The sequence below is a fragment of the Acinetobacter tianfuensis genome (assembly GCF_003611465.1).
In the GTDB taxonomy this organism is placed as follows: domain Bacteria; phylum Pseudomonadota; class Gammaproteobacteria; order Pseudomonadales; family Moraxellaceae; genus Acinetobacter; species Acinetobacter tianfuensis.
The window spans coordinates 1-14,359 of the sequence record NZ_RAXV01000038.1 but is presented as its reverse complement, the minus strand read 5'-3'; the positions used below and the strand labels follow the sequence as shown (position 1 = coordinate 14,359).

At 43.1% G+C, this 14,359-nt stretch carries 14 protein-coding genes and 1 tRNA gene; 1 reads left to right on the top strand and 14 read right to left on the bottom strand.

Annotation, left to right across the window (positions count from 1 at the left end; genetic code table 11):
- Positions 1–139: 139 nt before the first annotated feature.
- From D7V32_RS14515 to D7V32_RS14450, 14 genes are all read right to left on the bottom strand, one after another.
- Positions 140–982, bottom strand: a complete 843-nt coding sequence (locus tag D7V32_RS14515; RefSeq protein ID WP_120403555.1) for a universal stress protein — start codon at positions 980–982, stop codon at positions 140–142.
- Between the two features lie 125 nt (positions 983–1,107).
- The gene (locus D7V32_RS14510) at positions 1,108–1,725 is read right to left on the bottom strand and encodes an acyltransferase (RefSeq protein WP_120403554.1); all 618 of its coding nucleotides are present in this window, start codon (positions 1,723–1,725) and stop codon (positions 1,108–1,110) included.
- Positions 1,718–2,317 carry an IMPACT family protein gene (locus D7V32_RS14505; RefSeq protein WP_120403553.1) on the bottom strand — a complete coding sequence of 200 codons (600 nt, stop codon included), beginning with the start codon at positions 2,315–2,317 and terminating at the stop codon, positions 1,718–1,720. Before D7V32_RS14505 ends, D7V32_RS14510 begins: the two co-directional genes overlap by 8 nt.
- A 116-nt stretch (positions 2,318–2,433) precedes the next feature.
- On the bottom strand, positions 2,434–3,624 hold the full coding sequence (locus tag D7V32_RS14500; RefSeq protein WP_120403552.1) for an HlyD family type I secretion periplasmic adaptor subunit: 1,191 nt from the start codon (positions 3,622–3,624) through the stop codon (positions 2,434–2,436).
- A complete protein-coding gene (locus D7V32_RS14495; protein WP_120403551.1) occupies positions 3,624–5,759 on the bottom strand; it encodes a type I secretion system permease/ATPase in 2,136 nt (711 codons plus the stop codon). The genes D7V32_RS14500 and D7V32_RS14495 overlap by 1 nt, the downstream gene beginning before the upstream one ends.
- On the bottom strand, positions 5,756–7,198 hold the full coding sequence (locus D7V32_RS14490) for a TolC family outer membrane protein (protein WP_228200229.1): 1,443 nt from the start codon (positions 7,196–7,198) through the stop codon (positions 5,756–5,758). Before D7V32_RS14490 ends, D7V32_RS14495 begins: the two co-directional genes overlap by 4 nt.
- Positions 7,199–7,434: 236 nt before the next feature.
- Positions 7,435–8,175, bottom strand: coding sequence for an LPS export ABC transporter ATP-binding protein (gene lptB, locus D7V32_RS14485; RefSeq protein ID WP_120403549.1), 741 nt, complete (start codon positions 8,173–8,175; stop codon positions 7,435–7,437).
- Positions 8,175–8,741: a lipopolysaccharide transport periplasmic protein LptA gene (gene lptA / locus D7V32_RS14480; RefSeq protein ID WP_120403548.1), complete on the bottom strand. Its 567-nt coding sequence runs from the start codon at positions 8,739–8,741 to the stop codon at positions 8,175–8,177. The genes lptB and lptA overlap by 1 nt, the downstream gene beginning before the upstream one ends.
- Positions 8,725–9,273: an LPS export ABC transporter periplasmic protein LptC gene (lptC, locus tag D7V32_RS14475; protein WP_120403547.1), complete on the bottom strand. Its 549-nt coding sequence runs from the start codon at positions 9,271–9,273 to the stop codon at positions 8,725–8,727. Before lptC ends, lptA begins: the two co-directional genes overlap by 17 nt.
- 39 nt (positions 9,274–9,312) lie before the next feature.
- Positions 9,313–9,852, bottom strand: coding sequence for a KdsC family phosphatase (locus D7V32_RS14470; protein ID WP_120403546.1), 540 nt, complete (start codon positions 9,850–9,852; stop codon positions 9,313–9,315).
- A gap of 3 nt (positions 9,853–9,855) precedes the next feature.
- Positions 9,856–10,833 (bottom strand): KpsF/GutQ family sugar-phosphate isomerase, encoded by a 978-nt coding sequence (locus D7V32_RS14465; protein ID WP_120403545.1) that lies wholly within the window; start codon positions 10,831–10,833, stop codon positions 9,856–9,858.
- A gap of 213 nt (positions 10,834–11,046) precedes the next feature.
- Positions 11,047–11,122 (bottom strand) — tRNA-Gly (locus D7V32_RS14460).
- Between the two features lie 64 nt (positions 11,123–11,186).
- Positions 11,187–12,608 carry a cysteine--tRNA ligase gene (cysS, locus tag D7V32_RS14455; protein ID WP_120403544.1) on the bottom strand — a complete coding sequence of 474 codons (1,422 nt, stop codon included), beginning with the start codon at positions 12,606–12,608 and terminating at the stop codon, positions 11,187–11,189.
- A 387-nt stretch (positions 12,609–12,995) separates the two neighbouring features.
- Positions 12,996–13,319, bottom strand: a complete 324-nt coding sequence (locus D7V32_RS14450) for a hypothetical protein (protein WP_228200228.1) — start codon at positions 13,317–13,319, stop codon at positions 12,996–12,998.
- Between the two features lie 299 nt (positions 13,320–13,618).
- Between D7V32_RS14450 and D7V32_RS14445 the strand changes: the two genes are divergently transcribed.
- Positions 13,619–14,323, top strand: a complete 705-nt coding sequence (locus D7V32_RS14445; protein ID WP_120403542.1) for a glutamine amidotransferase — start codon at positions 13,619–13,621, stop codon at positions 14,321–14,323.
- Positions 14,324–14,359: the final 36 nt, after the last annotated feature.

The window sequence follows — 14,359 nt, the reverse complement described above, 5'->3', positions numbered from 1 at the left end:
TAACTTTAAAAACAAAAGATTACAAACACAATAAACAGAGTTATCCACAATATATGAGGATAACTCTGAGTGTTTTATGAACACAAATATTTTAGACTTTTCTAAAGAAAAACCATCGCAATTAAGCCTAAATCATACACTATTTAACAACCAGCAGCGGTACCGCAGAGTTCCTGAAAATGGTTGTTGTAATACTGCCCAAGAAAAATTGATGAATTTTACTGTGGCTGAATGCCCCTAGAACAATCAGCTGTATCCCATGCTCCTGCTGATAGGACAATATATTGTCTGCAACATCACCATAGCGATATTCAGCAACTACATCCAAACCTGCATCTTTTAAATATTGCATCGGTTCATTGAGTATTTCAGGATGGTCGCCAACATATAACAAATGGCACTGCAGCAAACGCAGCAAATCACTTTCAGCAATCCGCTTTTTCAGCTCTACGCATTTGGGCGAATATTCATAAGCAAAAATAAAACGTGTAGGCGGTTTAAATGTAGAACCCACTGTCATTACCGTACATTTTGCACCGCGGATAAAGTTCTCTACATTACTGCCAATAGGTTTATTGCGTTCCGCAGAACGCTCGCCTACACGGCCTAGCACAACAATGTCATCATCTCTGAGCACATTGAAACTTTGCTCTAGAAAATCACCTTTTTGCTGGATATGAGCAGCTTGAATCCCATAATTCTCAAGAATCATATCTGAAATATGATTCAGCAAATTATTGCTGTAATCTAAAGCCAATTCACTTTGTTTCTGTTCTAATTCGGCAAGTTCTTTTAAAAGCATGGCATTGCTTTCAAAGCCGATTACACCGCTAATTTCACCTAAATGGTAACTGGCTGGGTAATAGTCTAGGACCTGCAGCAACACCAGCTCCCGCTGTGTTTTTTTGGCAATCCAAACTGCAGCTTCCGCCAAAGCATTGATGCAAGGCGAAGAATCAATACAAGCAATTACACGCTTCATACTTAGCCTCTCTTCAGATATTTGGGCTATAAATCTTTCTTATTTTTAACTTAGCACAAGTTTTTAGCGCTGTGTACGTTTATTGAATGCTTTTAGCAACTAAAACGGTTAAGCATATTTGGAAATCAATCCCGATAACGGATAAATTTTGCAGGATTGCCGCCTACAATTGCACGCGCTTCCACATTTTTTGTCACCATGCTATTCATGCCAATGATGGCCTGATCTTCAATTCGAATACCGTCTTTGATGCCGGCATGCGCACCAATCCACACATCTCTCCCAACCTCTATGCCTTGTGATCGCACAGGCTGCTGGTAAACCGGCTGTTCTGAATCCATACCATGATCAAAAGCATAAAGATGGCTATAGGCTGCTATACGCACCTGATCATGCAGCTGAATGCCAGCTCTGCCGCCATCTAAAATACAATGATGATTAATCGCAACTTCTTGGCCAATGCGTAAGGGGCCATGCAGCGTACAGTCTGCGGCAATAAATGTATTATCACCAATCACAATCTTACGCCCCGGTTCTGCAAATATATGCGCTAATGGCGAAATAAAGCAGTTTTCACCGATCTCAACCGTTTCCATTGCCATCAGATATTGCTGGTACTCCTTTTGCCATTCTTCCGCCCATACACGGTTTTTCGGCTTAAGTGACCAATACAGCCACGGCATATAATTTAAACGGTGTTTATGCTGCTCTCGATATTTCAGCAAGGGATCTTGTTCAGTCATCTTTGGGTTCTTCAATTACTTTCAGCGCTTCGCGGCCGCGGCTGACATCCTGAATTTTCAGTGCCAGCGGTTCAATTTGATGCACCTGCAAAAGCGCTTCCACCGTCACACCTTCCGCAGTATATTCTTCCGTATATTCAATATTTTGGGTATTCAGTTCATATTGAAAAATAGCCCATTCATTAAATTGGCAGGCAAAGCTTACTTTTTTCTTTTCAATCAGCTCAATTTTTTCCGTCAGCAATAAGCACTGTCCTGCACAGCCGCCATAAGCGCGTACCAAACCGCCTGTCCCCAGTTTTATACCGCCATACCAGCGATTCACCAAGACCAGGACATTTGTCAACTCATTGCCTTCAATCGTGGCTAAAATTGGCCGTCCTGCAGTTCCAGAAGGCTCACCATCATCATTAAAGCGGACATGATGGCCAATTTTCCATGCCCAGCACTGATGCGTTGTCGTGAGGTCTTTGTTCTTTTCTAAAAAATCCTTGACCGCCTGTTCATTCTCTACAGGAACGGCAACCGCTTGAAAACGGCTTTTTTTAATGTCTTCTTCAAAGCTGGCCTCACTGGCAATGGTAAACGGCATATATCAAAACATCTAAAACTCTGCTCGTGATTATAACTGCTTTTTTATGTTAGGCCCGTAATAAAAAGCCCCCATGAATGGAGGCTTTAATATATTTCTTTAATCGTTTCGTGTCATTAGCGTTCGCGCAGCGCTTCTTTCGCCTTATTGAACGGTTTAACCAAGTAATCCAGAACAGTTTTCTCACCAGTACGGATATCTACTGTTGCAACCATACCTGGTGTAATTGCAAAGCTCTTGCCTGCTTTATTAACCAGCTTGTCACTGTCAGTACGGATATATACACGGTAGTAGAACTGATCTTGTTTGACTTCATCACGCAAGGTATCTGGTGAAATGACCGTAACTTTACCTTTCAGGCCGCCATAGATTGAATAGTCATACGCGGTAATTTTTACCAGCGCTTCCTGCCCCGGACGAATGAAAGCAATGTCACGCGGCGAAATACGCGCTTCAACCAATAACTGCTCATCCAAAGGAACAATCGTCATCAGTTTGCCATTTTGCGGCACAACACCGCCTAAGGTCATGACATCAATTTCTTTCACCACACCGCGAACAGGTGACTTAAAGACTGTGCGGCTTAATGTATCTGACTTGCCGCGTATAATTTGCTGCTGCGTTTCAACATCGGTATTCGCTTTAGACAGCTCTTCACGTGATTTCACATAGTATTGGTTGCGTATATCATTCATCTGATTACGCAGTTCATTCGCCCGGCTCTTTAAGCGGATGACCTCTACTTCACTGGCAGCGCCTTTAGCGACAAGCGGTGCAGTCATTGCCAATTCTTCTTCAATTAAAAGCAATGACTGTTTTAAACCTGCAATGGATTCTTCTAAATTTGCGCGGCGGCTCATATACAGCGCCGTTTCCTCATTCACCAGCTTAGGCACGCGGCGAACTTCTTCTGGGAAACTCAATGCCGTACCATTCACTTCAGCACGCAAACGGGCTGCTGTTGCGCGGGATGCAATTAACAGTGACTCTGTTTCTCCGACATTTGACTCTAAACGTGTCGGATCCAGCTGAGCAAGCACTTGGCCTTGCTCAACAATTTGACCTTCCCGCACATTCATTTTGGTCAAAATACCGCCTTCTAAAGACTGAATAACCTGCTCTTTAGACGATGGAACAACTTTACCTGTTCCCGTGGATACTTCTTCTAGCGTAAACATCCACGCCCAAATCAGCAGCACCAATAGGCCAATACCGACAATCCAAATCAGCACACTTGGCTTTGGCAGCGGCGGCTCTTGGAAGGTGACTTTATTTGAGCGTTGTACTTCTTGATTATTTGCACTCATTATTTAGCTCCCGCACCGCGATTCTGCACACCGCTTGATTGATTCAGGATTTGGTCGCGCGGACCATCCATAACGATCTTGCCGTCATTGACTACAATAATACGGTCTACCAGTTCTAAAACCGCTCGGCGATGTGTCGCAACAACCAGTGTCCGCTGGCGCAAGTAAACCTTAAGATGGTTAATCAATTGTTTTTCAGAGACATCATCAATAGCAGCTGTCGGCTCATCTAAAAGCAGAATATTCGGCTGACGGATTAACAAACGCGTAAGCAGCAATGCTTGACGCTGACCGCCTGAAAAACCAACTCCGCCCTCAAGCACGGTATGATCTAAACCTTCCTTTTTCTCTTGCACAAAATTCAGCGCGCCTGTGAGCTGCAGCGCATGTAAAATTTGATCATCTGTCGCCAATGGTGCGCCAAGCGTTAAATTTTCACGAATTGAGCCATAAAATAACTGAGAGTTCTGATTCAGCAAACCCATGTCACGGCGTACATCTGAAGGGTCAATTAACCCTAAATCAACACCATCCAGTTTGACCTTGCCTTGTACAGGTGTCTGCATACCGGACAGCAGCTGCAGCAAAGTTGATTTGCCTGCACCGTTACGGCCTAAAATTGCAATTTTTTCACCCGGTTTAATTTCCAGTTTCGGAATAACCAAGCTCGGACGCGGATCATCTTCACCATACTTAAATACCACACCACTCAGTTCATAGCTGCCATGAATCATTGGACGGTGAATTAAATGCGCATGATCAGGCTGATCGACATTACGCTTCATCAGCTCATCTAAACCCTGCTTAGCTACTTTCGCCTGCTGCAAACGGCCCAATACACCTGTAATTTGTGAAATTGGAGCGAGCATACGAGACGATAAAATCGAACATGCAACTAAAGCACCTGTAGTCATGTCACCTTTCATCACTGCAAAACAGCCAACAAGCACTACAATAGCAAAAGTTAAACCTTGAACTTTTTGTGTCCACGCATTCATCAGTCCAACGATTTTACGCTGCTCCATGCTGACACTTGCTGACACTTCATTCATATGGTTCCACTGGTTTTGAAAACGCGATTCTGCCCGCAGCAGCTTAATGTCTTCAATCCCTTGCACAGATTCGACAAGCAATGCATTGCGGATGGCAGATTCACGCATACCCATTTGCGCTAAACGCGCTAAAGGTTTTTGCGCCAAGATTCCCGGTAAAATCATCAGCGGCACAACAGCAACCATTACCCAAAATAAATTGCCGCCAATCAGCCAAAAGATACCTAAGAATAGGAAAAAGAACGGCAAATCAGCAATCGCCGTGACTGTGGTAGACGTAACCAGCTCACGTACGCCTTCTAATTCACGGATTTGTGAAATAAATGTCCCTGTCGATTTTGAACGTTCACTGTTTTTAATCCGCAGCGCATGTCCAAACACACGGTCTGAAATACGCAAATCTGAACGCTTACCGATAATGTCCGATAAATGTATACGCGCAACACGCAAAATGAACTCAAAAATTGCGGCCAATAGCACACCGCCAGCCAGCACCCAAAGCGTAGGAACAGATTGTGATGGTATCACGCGGTCATAGACGTTCATTGAGAAAACAATGGTCGCCAACGCCAAAATATTTGCCATTAAAGATGCAAACATAATGTCGATGTAGCGTTTCCAGTCTTTTAGAACAATTGACCAAAACCAATCTTTTTCATAAGGCTTGATGTATTCATCTACACGCATATCTGGAACTGAAGACTCAGGCCTCAAGATATACACATTACGTACACCATGGTTTAAACGTTCAATTGGAAAAACTTGAGAGAGGCCTTCATCACCGCTCAGCTGCACACTGGCATTGCCGTCTGCATCAATACGGTCTACAACCCCGACTTCCCCGCTATTAAATTCGATTAACAGCGGCAAACGCCAAGGATTCATTAACCCCGCTTCAAACTTATTTTTACGAATGCTCAGTCCGACTTGCTTGCTGACAATGCCCAGCATCTCATCAATATTGGCATGCTGATTCCAGTCCAGCTGCAAACGGATACGCTCTTCGGAAGGCTCAATTCGGTAATGCTTCGCAATGTTCAACACCGCCTGAAGCCACGGCTGATAATTTATTGTATTACTCATGGCTGGACTTCAAACCCCTGAATAGTCATATTATTAAGTTCATATGTATCGCGTGAACGCCCAGTGACTTGAATATATTGCGCAAGCGCTGAATAGATATCGTATTGATTAGAAACGATCTCTTGGGCGGCGCTGTGGATTGCCTGCTCGGCGTTCAATAAGTCCACAACAGTACGTGTTCCTAGTTTGTATTGTTCTTGGTAAAGTTCTTTCGTTCTTACCGTTGTTTCCCTGCGCTGTACCAATATCGACATTTGACGCTTTTTATTTTCAACTTGTTCACGAATCAGCCGAACCTGATCCAATACATCTAAATATGAGGTATTTACCTGAGCCCGCGCCGCTTCTTCTGCATAACTGGCAGCTCTAGTTTGCGCAGCAATTGCGCCGCCCTGATAGAAATTGCTCGAGGCCTCAAGCATGATGGAATTATAAAAACCGTCATCTTCATTATTGTTTGGATTTTTACCATTAATGGCTTGGCTTAAACTGCCTCTGACATTAATAGTCGGATATGCGCTGAGCTTCGCCTGTTTTTTTTGGTATTTAGCAACTTCCACAGCTGACAGCGCCATCATTAAGTTTGGAACCTTAGTAAAATCTGGCTCTGCATACAATTCAGCTCTTGTCACCAATGCATCTGGAATACTCCAAGCCACATTAGAAACATTAAAGCCCAAAAGTGTTCTAAGACGCTGTTCATATTGTTTCAGCTGTGTTTCCTGCACCACTAAATTAGACTGCGCCGCTTCCAAATTCGACTGCGCCTGAATAGGGTCCGCCTGACTGCTGATACCTGCTTTTGCACGTAAATTAGCAATTTCCGCAATGCGCCCAATGCCTTTAATTTGCTGATGGGCAATCCGTGTGATTTCCTGATAGCGTTTTACATTGATAATGGCGCTGGCAACATCATAAGAAACTCGATCTAAACTGACTAAAACTTCTGCCTGCTGCTGCAGCATCCGCGCTTCGGCAATATTGACACTGCTTTTCACTTTGCCAAAGTCATACAGCATCTGTGTCGCATCTAATGACACCACTTGCCGGCCGCGTTCACCTGATGTTAAATCAGCCGTACTGACCCCGCCCGAAAGCTGAGGATAATATTGAGATCGGGCTAAATCAATGTTGGAAACCTGTTCAGAAACAGAAGCAATACTTTGTGTAATTTCTGGACGGCGCTGCACGGCAATATGCACAGCGTCAATAATGCCCAGCTGTTTCGGTATGGCATTGCCATATGAAGACAGCGGCGCTGTGTCAGCCCGGCCAACCACAGGGAGTTCTGAGACCTTTGAAGTATCTAATGGAAATTTACTAAGTTCAGAAATATCAATTTTATCGGCGGAATGTGTCGGTTTTGGCACAAATAACTGACTAACTCCGTCTTTAAAAGAGTTGAAATATCCTTTGCTTGCTGAATCCGCATGAGCCATGCAAATTGACAATGGCAGCAATAGGATAGCAAAGCTACCTCTTTTACTTATCATTTATAAAACGCCCCAGTCCTTATTCTTCAAGCGGCAGTTCTGCGCAAATTATGTTTTTTTTAATCAAGTGTATAGTTAACAGCAATGATTATTATCGTTTTACAGAATTATTGTTTTTATTGTAATAACAAAAAAACCCCAAAACAATGACCTTCATCACATTTTTTTGGGGTTTTGTGATTTTAAGCAATGAAATCGTCACCAAGATACACTTTTCTAACAATCTCATTTTCTAAAATTTCCTGCGGCGCACCCTCTGCGATCACAGCCCCTTCACTTACAATATACGCATGCTCACAAATTGCAAGGGTTTCACGCACATTATGGTCGGTGATTAAAACACCAATTCCGCGGTCTTTTAATGTTGTAATAATATCCTTAATATCACCTACAGAAATTGGATCGACACCCGCAAAAGGCTCGTCCAAAAGCATGAATTTCGGATCAGCTGCCAGCGCACGCGCGATCTCAGCACGGCGGCGCTCACCGCCCGAAACACTCATGCCTAATGAATCTTTAATATGGGTAATTTTGAAATCGGCCAGCAGTTCTGCGAGCCGCTGTTTACGCTGCGCTTTGGTTAAATCTTTCCGAGTTTCCAAAATTGACATGATATTTTCCGAGATCGTCAATTTTCGAAAAATTGAGGCTTCCTGCGGCAGATAGCCAATACCTTTACGCGCACGCTCATGCATGGCTAAATCAGACAAATCTAAATCATCTAAATGAATTTCGCCTTTGTCCATTCGCACCAGCCCGACAACCATATAGAAACTGGTCGTTTTTCCTGCGCCATTTGGCCCAAGCAAACCCACAATTTGGCCGCTCTGCATGCTGAAAGACACATCTTTTACAACCCAGCGCTTGCTGTAATTCTTTGCTAAATGCTTAATGCATAGCGTTTGCGGCTTTGGCTGATCCATTAATCACGCGCTCCCGGAAATGACTTAGAGCTTGATGGCGGAATCACAATTTTCACACGGCCATTTTCAGAACCTGTGTTATTCGGTGTGCCTTCAGCCACAATATCACCTTTATTCATGCTGTATTTAAGTGTTGCGCCCTTAATACTTGCACCATCTTGCTCCAATAATGCATTGCCGGATAAAGTAATAATGCCTGATTCGGCATTGTAAATAATCTTCTGTGCTTGACCTTTTGCCGGGCCTTTTGCTGGATCTGTTTTTTGCTGAAAACGCGCAGGGCCGCCAGAGGCGGTAATCACGCTAATTTCTTTACGGCTGTTCAAATTAGCCACAATTGAGGCAGCCTGCAATTTCATTGTGCCCTGCTCAATAATGACGTTGCCTGAATACGTCGTGATACCTGTTTTTTCATTAAATGTTGCACGGTCGGCAACCAATGAAATCGGCTGACTGCGGTCAGACGGCAAAGCAAATACACCCGCTGAAGCAAGCGCGAATGAACCTAATAATGCGGCCTTTAAGAACAAAACTTTTGACATATGCTGTTTAAGATTTAGGTTCATACTTTCCTCGAATATTAAAAAATTCGTACTGACCATTGTTTAAATTTGCTTTCAGACCATTGCTCACAAATTCTGCCTGCGGTGACTGTACCAGCACTTTTTGCTGCGTTTCCAGTTCTCTCGTTTTTGGGAAAGCGGTGAGCTCATCCGTTTGGAACTCCATTTTCCCTGTGTCCATCAGCTTCGTGGCTTTGACCTGATCTTGTAAAATGACTTTTTCATTGTCATTGTAACCATTTGCTTTTTTAGCAAAAAAAGTGGCATCAACTTCGCCGTCTTTGTATGAAGACACGTTTAGATTTGTTAACTTCGTCGTTTTTTGCTGTAAATCTTGCTGCAATTCATCCACAGTTGCCCGCACATGCAGCTTGCCGTATTCATCTGTCTGCGTAAGATATATATTTTTCGCAGAATAATTCATGCTTCTAGACGATTCAGCCTGAAGCTTATTGCCTTTTCCGCTGTAATAGTAATAACCGCCGCTTACAGCTGCAATTGCAATAGCAGTAACATATAAAACTTTTGTATCCATAAGCGGGATTTAATCCAAATTTACTGAATTATTAAGTTATTAATGAGGTGCGCTTGCAAATTTTTCAAGCAGCTCCAGATAAACACCTTTCGACATTAAAAGCATATCGCAAATTTCACGCACCGCACCTCGGCCGCCCATTGCCTGAGTTACTAAATCTGCGCGGCGGCGAACCTCAACATGGCCATTTGGCACTGTCACTTTCATGCCCGCAATTGCAAAAGCAGACAAATCAGGCCAGTCATCACCCATATACAGACAATCTTCTGGATTCACATTTAACTGAGCGCATGCTTCACGCAGCGCTGTGCCTTTATCTTCACGGCCTTGAAAAACTAAGTCGACACCAAGATCTGACATGCGTTTTTCGACAATATTGCTTTTACGGCCTGTAATAATAATGACCTTAATGCCAGCTTGCTGTACAAGCTTCATGCCTAAACCGTCACGAATATCGAAAGATTTGATTTCATCGCCAGAGTTCGTCAGCGTGACAAAACCATCACTTAAAATACCGTCGACATCGAGCACAAGCGCTTGAATATGACGCGCCTGCTCTAATAATACATAAGATGCCATTTATTAATTTACCCCAGCCTGAATCAAATCATGCATGCTAATTACACCAATTACGGTATTTTCATCATCAACAACAACAAATTGATTAATTTTTTTTGCATTCATCTGCTCAAGCGCTTCTACCGCCCGCTCCTCTTTTGAAATCGTCGCTGGATGCTGAATCATCACTTCAGACACAGGCAGATTCACATCAAAACCTTGCTGCTTATCAATCAGACGGCGTAAATCGCCATCAGTAAAAATACCTAATAACTTATCATCAGCATCCACAATAGTTGTTAAACCTAGACGCTTATTTGAAATTTCATACAGCACCTTATTCATTGGCGTTTCTGGAGCGACTTTAGGCAAATCAGGCCCCATATGCATTAAATGCTTTACATGCAGCAGCAAGCGCTTGCCTAATGCTCCTGCAGGATGAGAGCGGGCAAAATCGTCAGACGTAAAGCCGCGCGCATCCAGCAAAGCAACAGCTAAAGCGTCACCCAAAGCCAATGTTGCTGTCGTGCTTGAGGTTGGCGCTAGACCTAATGGACAAGCCTCTTCAACAGGGCCTAAAGTTAAAGCAACATCTGCATTTTGAGGCATAGGGCCACGGTCATCACGGCTAATGGTAATCAGCGGCACACCTAAATGCTTAATTAAAGGCATAAGCATCATAATCTCATCACTTTTGCCGGAGTTTGAGATTGCAATGAGCACGTCACCGCTTACCAGCATGCCTAAATCGCCATGCCCAGCTTCACCCGGGTGCATAAAGAACGATGGCGTACCTGTAGACGCAAAGGTGGCAGCCATTTTGCGGCCAATATGGCCAGACTTACCCATACCCGTAATAACCAGACGGCCTTTACACTGCAAAATAATTTCACAGGCTTGAGTAAAACGCTCGTCTATTTCTTTGGCCAAAACATCTAAAGCATTACGTTCAACGCTCAATGTTTCGAGGGCGACTTTTTGAAAATCGATAGGATTAGGCATATTTGGTGGATTCAAAGTCTTTGTACCTTTATTCGCTCATGCCCTGAAGATTGGTCAGAGCTGTTCTCATAAACTAAGAATAATTTTGGCTATTTTAGCATATCTCAAGAAATTGAACGTTTATAAATGTTCAACTTTTAGAGCTTGGAACACTGTTTTAACAATTTTACGCAAAAAAAAACCTTAGTTCGTAAACTAAGGTTTTTTAAATTTTGGAGCGGGAAACGAGACTCGAACTCGCGACCCCAACCTTGGCAAGGTTGTGCTCTACCAACTGAGCTATTCCCGCAATGTGATGTGCATTATAGAGTGTTTCAAAAAAGTGTCAACACCCTATTGGCACAACTGCTGAATTAATCAGCACGCCGCCACAGTGTACCCTGACGGGTATCTTCCAATACTACGCCTTGATCCAGCAATGACTGACGGATGCCATCCGCTTTCGCAAAGTCTTTGTCTTTTTTCGCATCTTTACGCTGCTGAATTAAATCTTCAATTTGCTCAGCTGTTAGGCCCAATGCTTCCTGACCAATATCTGACTTCAGGAAATCATCTACATTATGCTGTACCAAACCTAGAATATTGGTCAAGTGGCGTAATGTCGCATAGTAAACAGCTGCTTGCTCAGCCTGTTCATCTTTTACTGCACTGTTTAATGCTTTGTTGATTTCAAAGAGTACGGCAATGGCTTCTGCTGTGTTGAAATCATCACGCATTGCAGCATTAAAACGTTCAACCAGCGCTTCATCCAATAATGCAGAAGCAGCTTCACCATATACAGCTTGATATGCTTTAAATGAATGATAAAAACGTGAAAGCGCAGATTTTGCTTCTTTTAAGGCAACATCAGAGAAATTCACAGGGCTGCGGTAGTGTGAAGACACAATAAAGTAGCGGATGACTTCAGGATGAAACTTATCCATTACATCGCGAATGGTGAAGAAGTTGCCAAGCGACTTCGACATTTTTTCGCCGTCAACATTAATAAAGCCCACATGCATCCAGTAGTTGACATACTGCTCACCTGTTGCCGCTTCTGACTGGGCAATTTCATTTTCATGATGCGGAAAGGTTAAGTCTGAACCGCCGCCATGAATATCAAAATGGTTGCCTAAGCAGCATGTGGACATTGCTGAACATTCAATGTGCCAGCCCGGACGGCCATTGCCCCACGGTGAAGCCCAAGACGGTTCATCTGCTTTGGCATGTTTCCACAGCACAAAGTCAAACGGGTGTTTTTTCTCAACTTCCACATCCACGCGTTCAGATGCGCCCGCCTGCATATCTTCAAGCTTACGGCCTGATAAGCGGCCATATTTAGCAAACTTATCGACTTGGAAATATACATCGCCATTATTTGATGGATAAGCAGTACCGTTATCGACCAATGTGCCAATCATATTTTGCATTTGGCTGATGTATTCAGTAGCGCGAGGCGCTTCATCCGGATGCAAACAGCCAAGATTTTCCGCATCTTCATTCATCGCTTGAATAAAACGGTCCGTTAAAGCAGTAATGCTTTCGCCATTTTCATTTGCGCGCTTAATAATTTTATCGTCAATGTCTGTAATGTTGCGGACGTATTTTACATTCCAGCCTTGGCTGCGCAGGAAGCGGATAATATAGTCAAATGCAACCATTACTCGAGCGTGACCGATATGACAGTAGTCGTAAACGGTCATGCCGCAGACATACATATCGATATGACCTTCTTTACGAGGGACAAATTCAACTTTTTTTCGTTGCTCTGAGTTATATAGAACAAAAGGCTGCATAGTTCTTCAAAATGCTTCTGCTAAAAGATGGCTCATCTTAACCTAAGCACTATTTTTCATAAAGTTTTCAGAGAAAAAATTGTAAGAATTATGCTGCCGTCAAAGATATCTATACATCCCCTGCATTTGTGATGCAAAAGGCCTCAACACAAAGGAATTATGGGTTTGAAGCGCTGTGCATGAAATAAACCGATGCTGAATGCTCCATACCGCAAAACACGTTGATCATAAAATTTCAGCATTGTTAAATGCACGAAACATATGAAATACAAATTACAAAAGCGCTTAAATAAGATCAGTGACGGCAGTCTATATCAAGCCCCTGCTGTCAATAATGCAGTGGCAAGCGTCCTTTTCTATTTAGAAATGCAGTTTTTATGCAGCGCATCAAGAATCGCTTAATGAAATATGTTTGAGTTTAGATGCAATACGCGCTGTATGAGCTTTATTGCCCCGCTTTTCTAAAATAACAGTCTCTACACGCCATAAATATTCAAAAATTTCAGACTCACTGGCATCCTGCTGAATATACATAAATATTTTGGGTAAATATTCATCATATTCATCACGCATAGCTGGTCTAGCGCTAATACCTAACGGGTCCCATTCCTTCAGTAATATTTTATGAATCGCATGCAATAAACGCGCATTGCGATTCTGCTCCACATCCATACGCATATCGCCAATCTCTATTTTTATATTACTATTCATATATTTATAGTTATTTTAAACTACTGCGTCAAGCAACAGCTGTGACTGCATCAGTCAATATTAGCATTGAAGTGCCATTTTAGGAATTTGCCCAAATATCCGCTATCCTGTCACAGAAACCAATGCTTCTGCATACGACTGTTTTTATTCACATCATCTAAAGAATGTATTGCAAAATTGCCGCAAAGCCGCTGCTGCTCAGTGTTCACAGCTAAAATCACACCCCATGACTGAACTTTCATTTGCAATTTATCCAAGGCAAGCTAAATTAAAAGCCTCCTTCAATTCAGGTCCGCGCTATGTCCGCATTTCCAGATACTATTTACGCAGTACAGCATTTATCTTTTGAAGATTTGGGCAGTTTGGAAGATACCTGCTATAGCCTTGGTTACCGCATACGTTATTTTGAAGCTGGCGCAGACAATTTAAAGAAAGCATTTGAATATGAAGGGCTGACCATTATTTTAGGCGGCCCAATTGGGGTATATGAAACAGATGACTATCCCTTCTTGCAAGAAGAAATAAACTTACTTAAAGTGCGTTTGGAAAAAAAACTGCCGACTTTAGGTATTTGTTTAGGCGCTCAGCTCATTGCCCATGCGTTAGGCGCTAAAGTATATTCAGGCCATGTCAAAGAAATTGGCTGGAGCCGCCTCAGCCTGACAGAGCATCCAAACAGCCTGCTTGCCCCGCTGGCAGACATACCTGTTTTGCATTGGCATGGCGATACATTTGAACTGCCGGATGAAGCCGTCTTGCTCGCCAGCTCAGAGCATTACCCGAATCAAGCTTTTACAATAGAAAAGCATGTCCTTGCTCTGCAATTTCACATCGAAGTCATGTCCGAGAGTCTAGAAAAATGGCTTATTGGACATACGGCTGAATTACGCCAAGCAAATATCAATATTCCAAATTTACGGGCAGACAATTTACGCTATGCGCCTGCACTAGAAGTCCAAGCCAGCCATATTTTTCAGCAATGGTTCAGCCAGCTTCAATATTAATGGCAACGCCGTTCGGCTGTATCTGAAACATCAAGC

Coding starts and splice junctions, on each gene's coding strand:
- D7V32_RS14515 (WP_120403555.1), bottom strand. CDS start 982: ATGAAGCGTGTAATTGCTTGTATTGATTCTTCGCCTTGCATCAATGCT.
- D7V32_RS14510 (WP_120403554.1), bottom strand. CDS start 1,725: ATGACTGAACAAGATCCCTTGCTGAAATATCGAGAGCAGCATAAACAC.
- D7V32_RS14505 (WP_120403553.1), bottom strand. CDS start 2,317: ATGCCGTTTACCATTGCCAGTGAGGCCAGCTTTGAAGAAGACATTAAA.
- D7V32_RS14500 (WP_120403552.1), bottom strand. CDS start 3,624: ATGAGTGCAAATAATCAAGAAGTACAACGCTCAAATAAAGTCACCTTC.
- D7V32_RS14495 (WP_120403551.1), bottom strand. CDS start 5,759: ATGAGTAATACAATAAATTATCAGCCGTGGCTTCAGGCGGTGTTGAAC.
- D7V32_RS14490 (WP_228200229.1), bottom strand. CDS start 7,198: ATGGCTCATGCGGATTCAGCAAGCAAAGGATATTTCAACTCTTTTAAA.
- lptB (WP_120403549.1), bottom strand. CDS start 8,175: ATGGATCAGCCAAAGCCGCAAACGCTATGCATTAAGCATTTAGCAAAG.
- lptA (WP_120403548.1), bottom strand. CDS start 8,741: ATGAACCTAAATCTTAAACAGCATATGTCAAAAGTTTTGTTCTTAAAG.
- lptC (WP_120403547.1), bottom strand. CDS start 9,273: ATGGATACAAAAGTTTTATATGTTACTGCTATTGCAATTGCAGCTGTA.
- D7V32_RS14470 (WP_120403546.1), bottom strand. CDS start 9,852: ATGGCATCTTATGTATTATTAGAGCAGGCGCGTCATATTCAAGCGCTT.
- D7V32_RS14465 (WP_120403545.1), bottom strand. CDS start 10,833: ATGCCTAATCCTATCGATTTTCAAAAAGTCGCCCTCGAAACATTGAGC.
- cysS (WP_120403544.1), bottom strand. CDS start 12,608: ATGCAGCCTTTTGTTCTATATAACTCAGAGCAACGAAAAAAAGTTGAA.
- D7V32_RS14450 (WP_228200228.1), bottom strand. CDS start 13,319: ATGAATAGTAATATAAAAATAGAGATTGGCGATATGCGTATGGATGTG.
- D7V32_RS14445 (WP_120403542.1), top strand. CDS start 13,619: ATGTCCGCATTTCCAGATACTATTTACGCAGTACAGCATTTATCTTTT.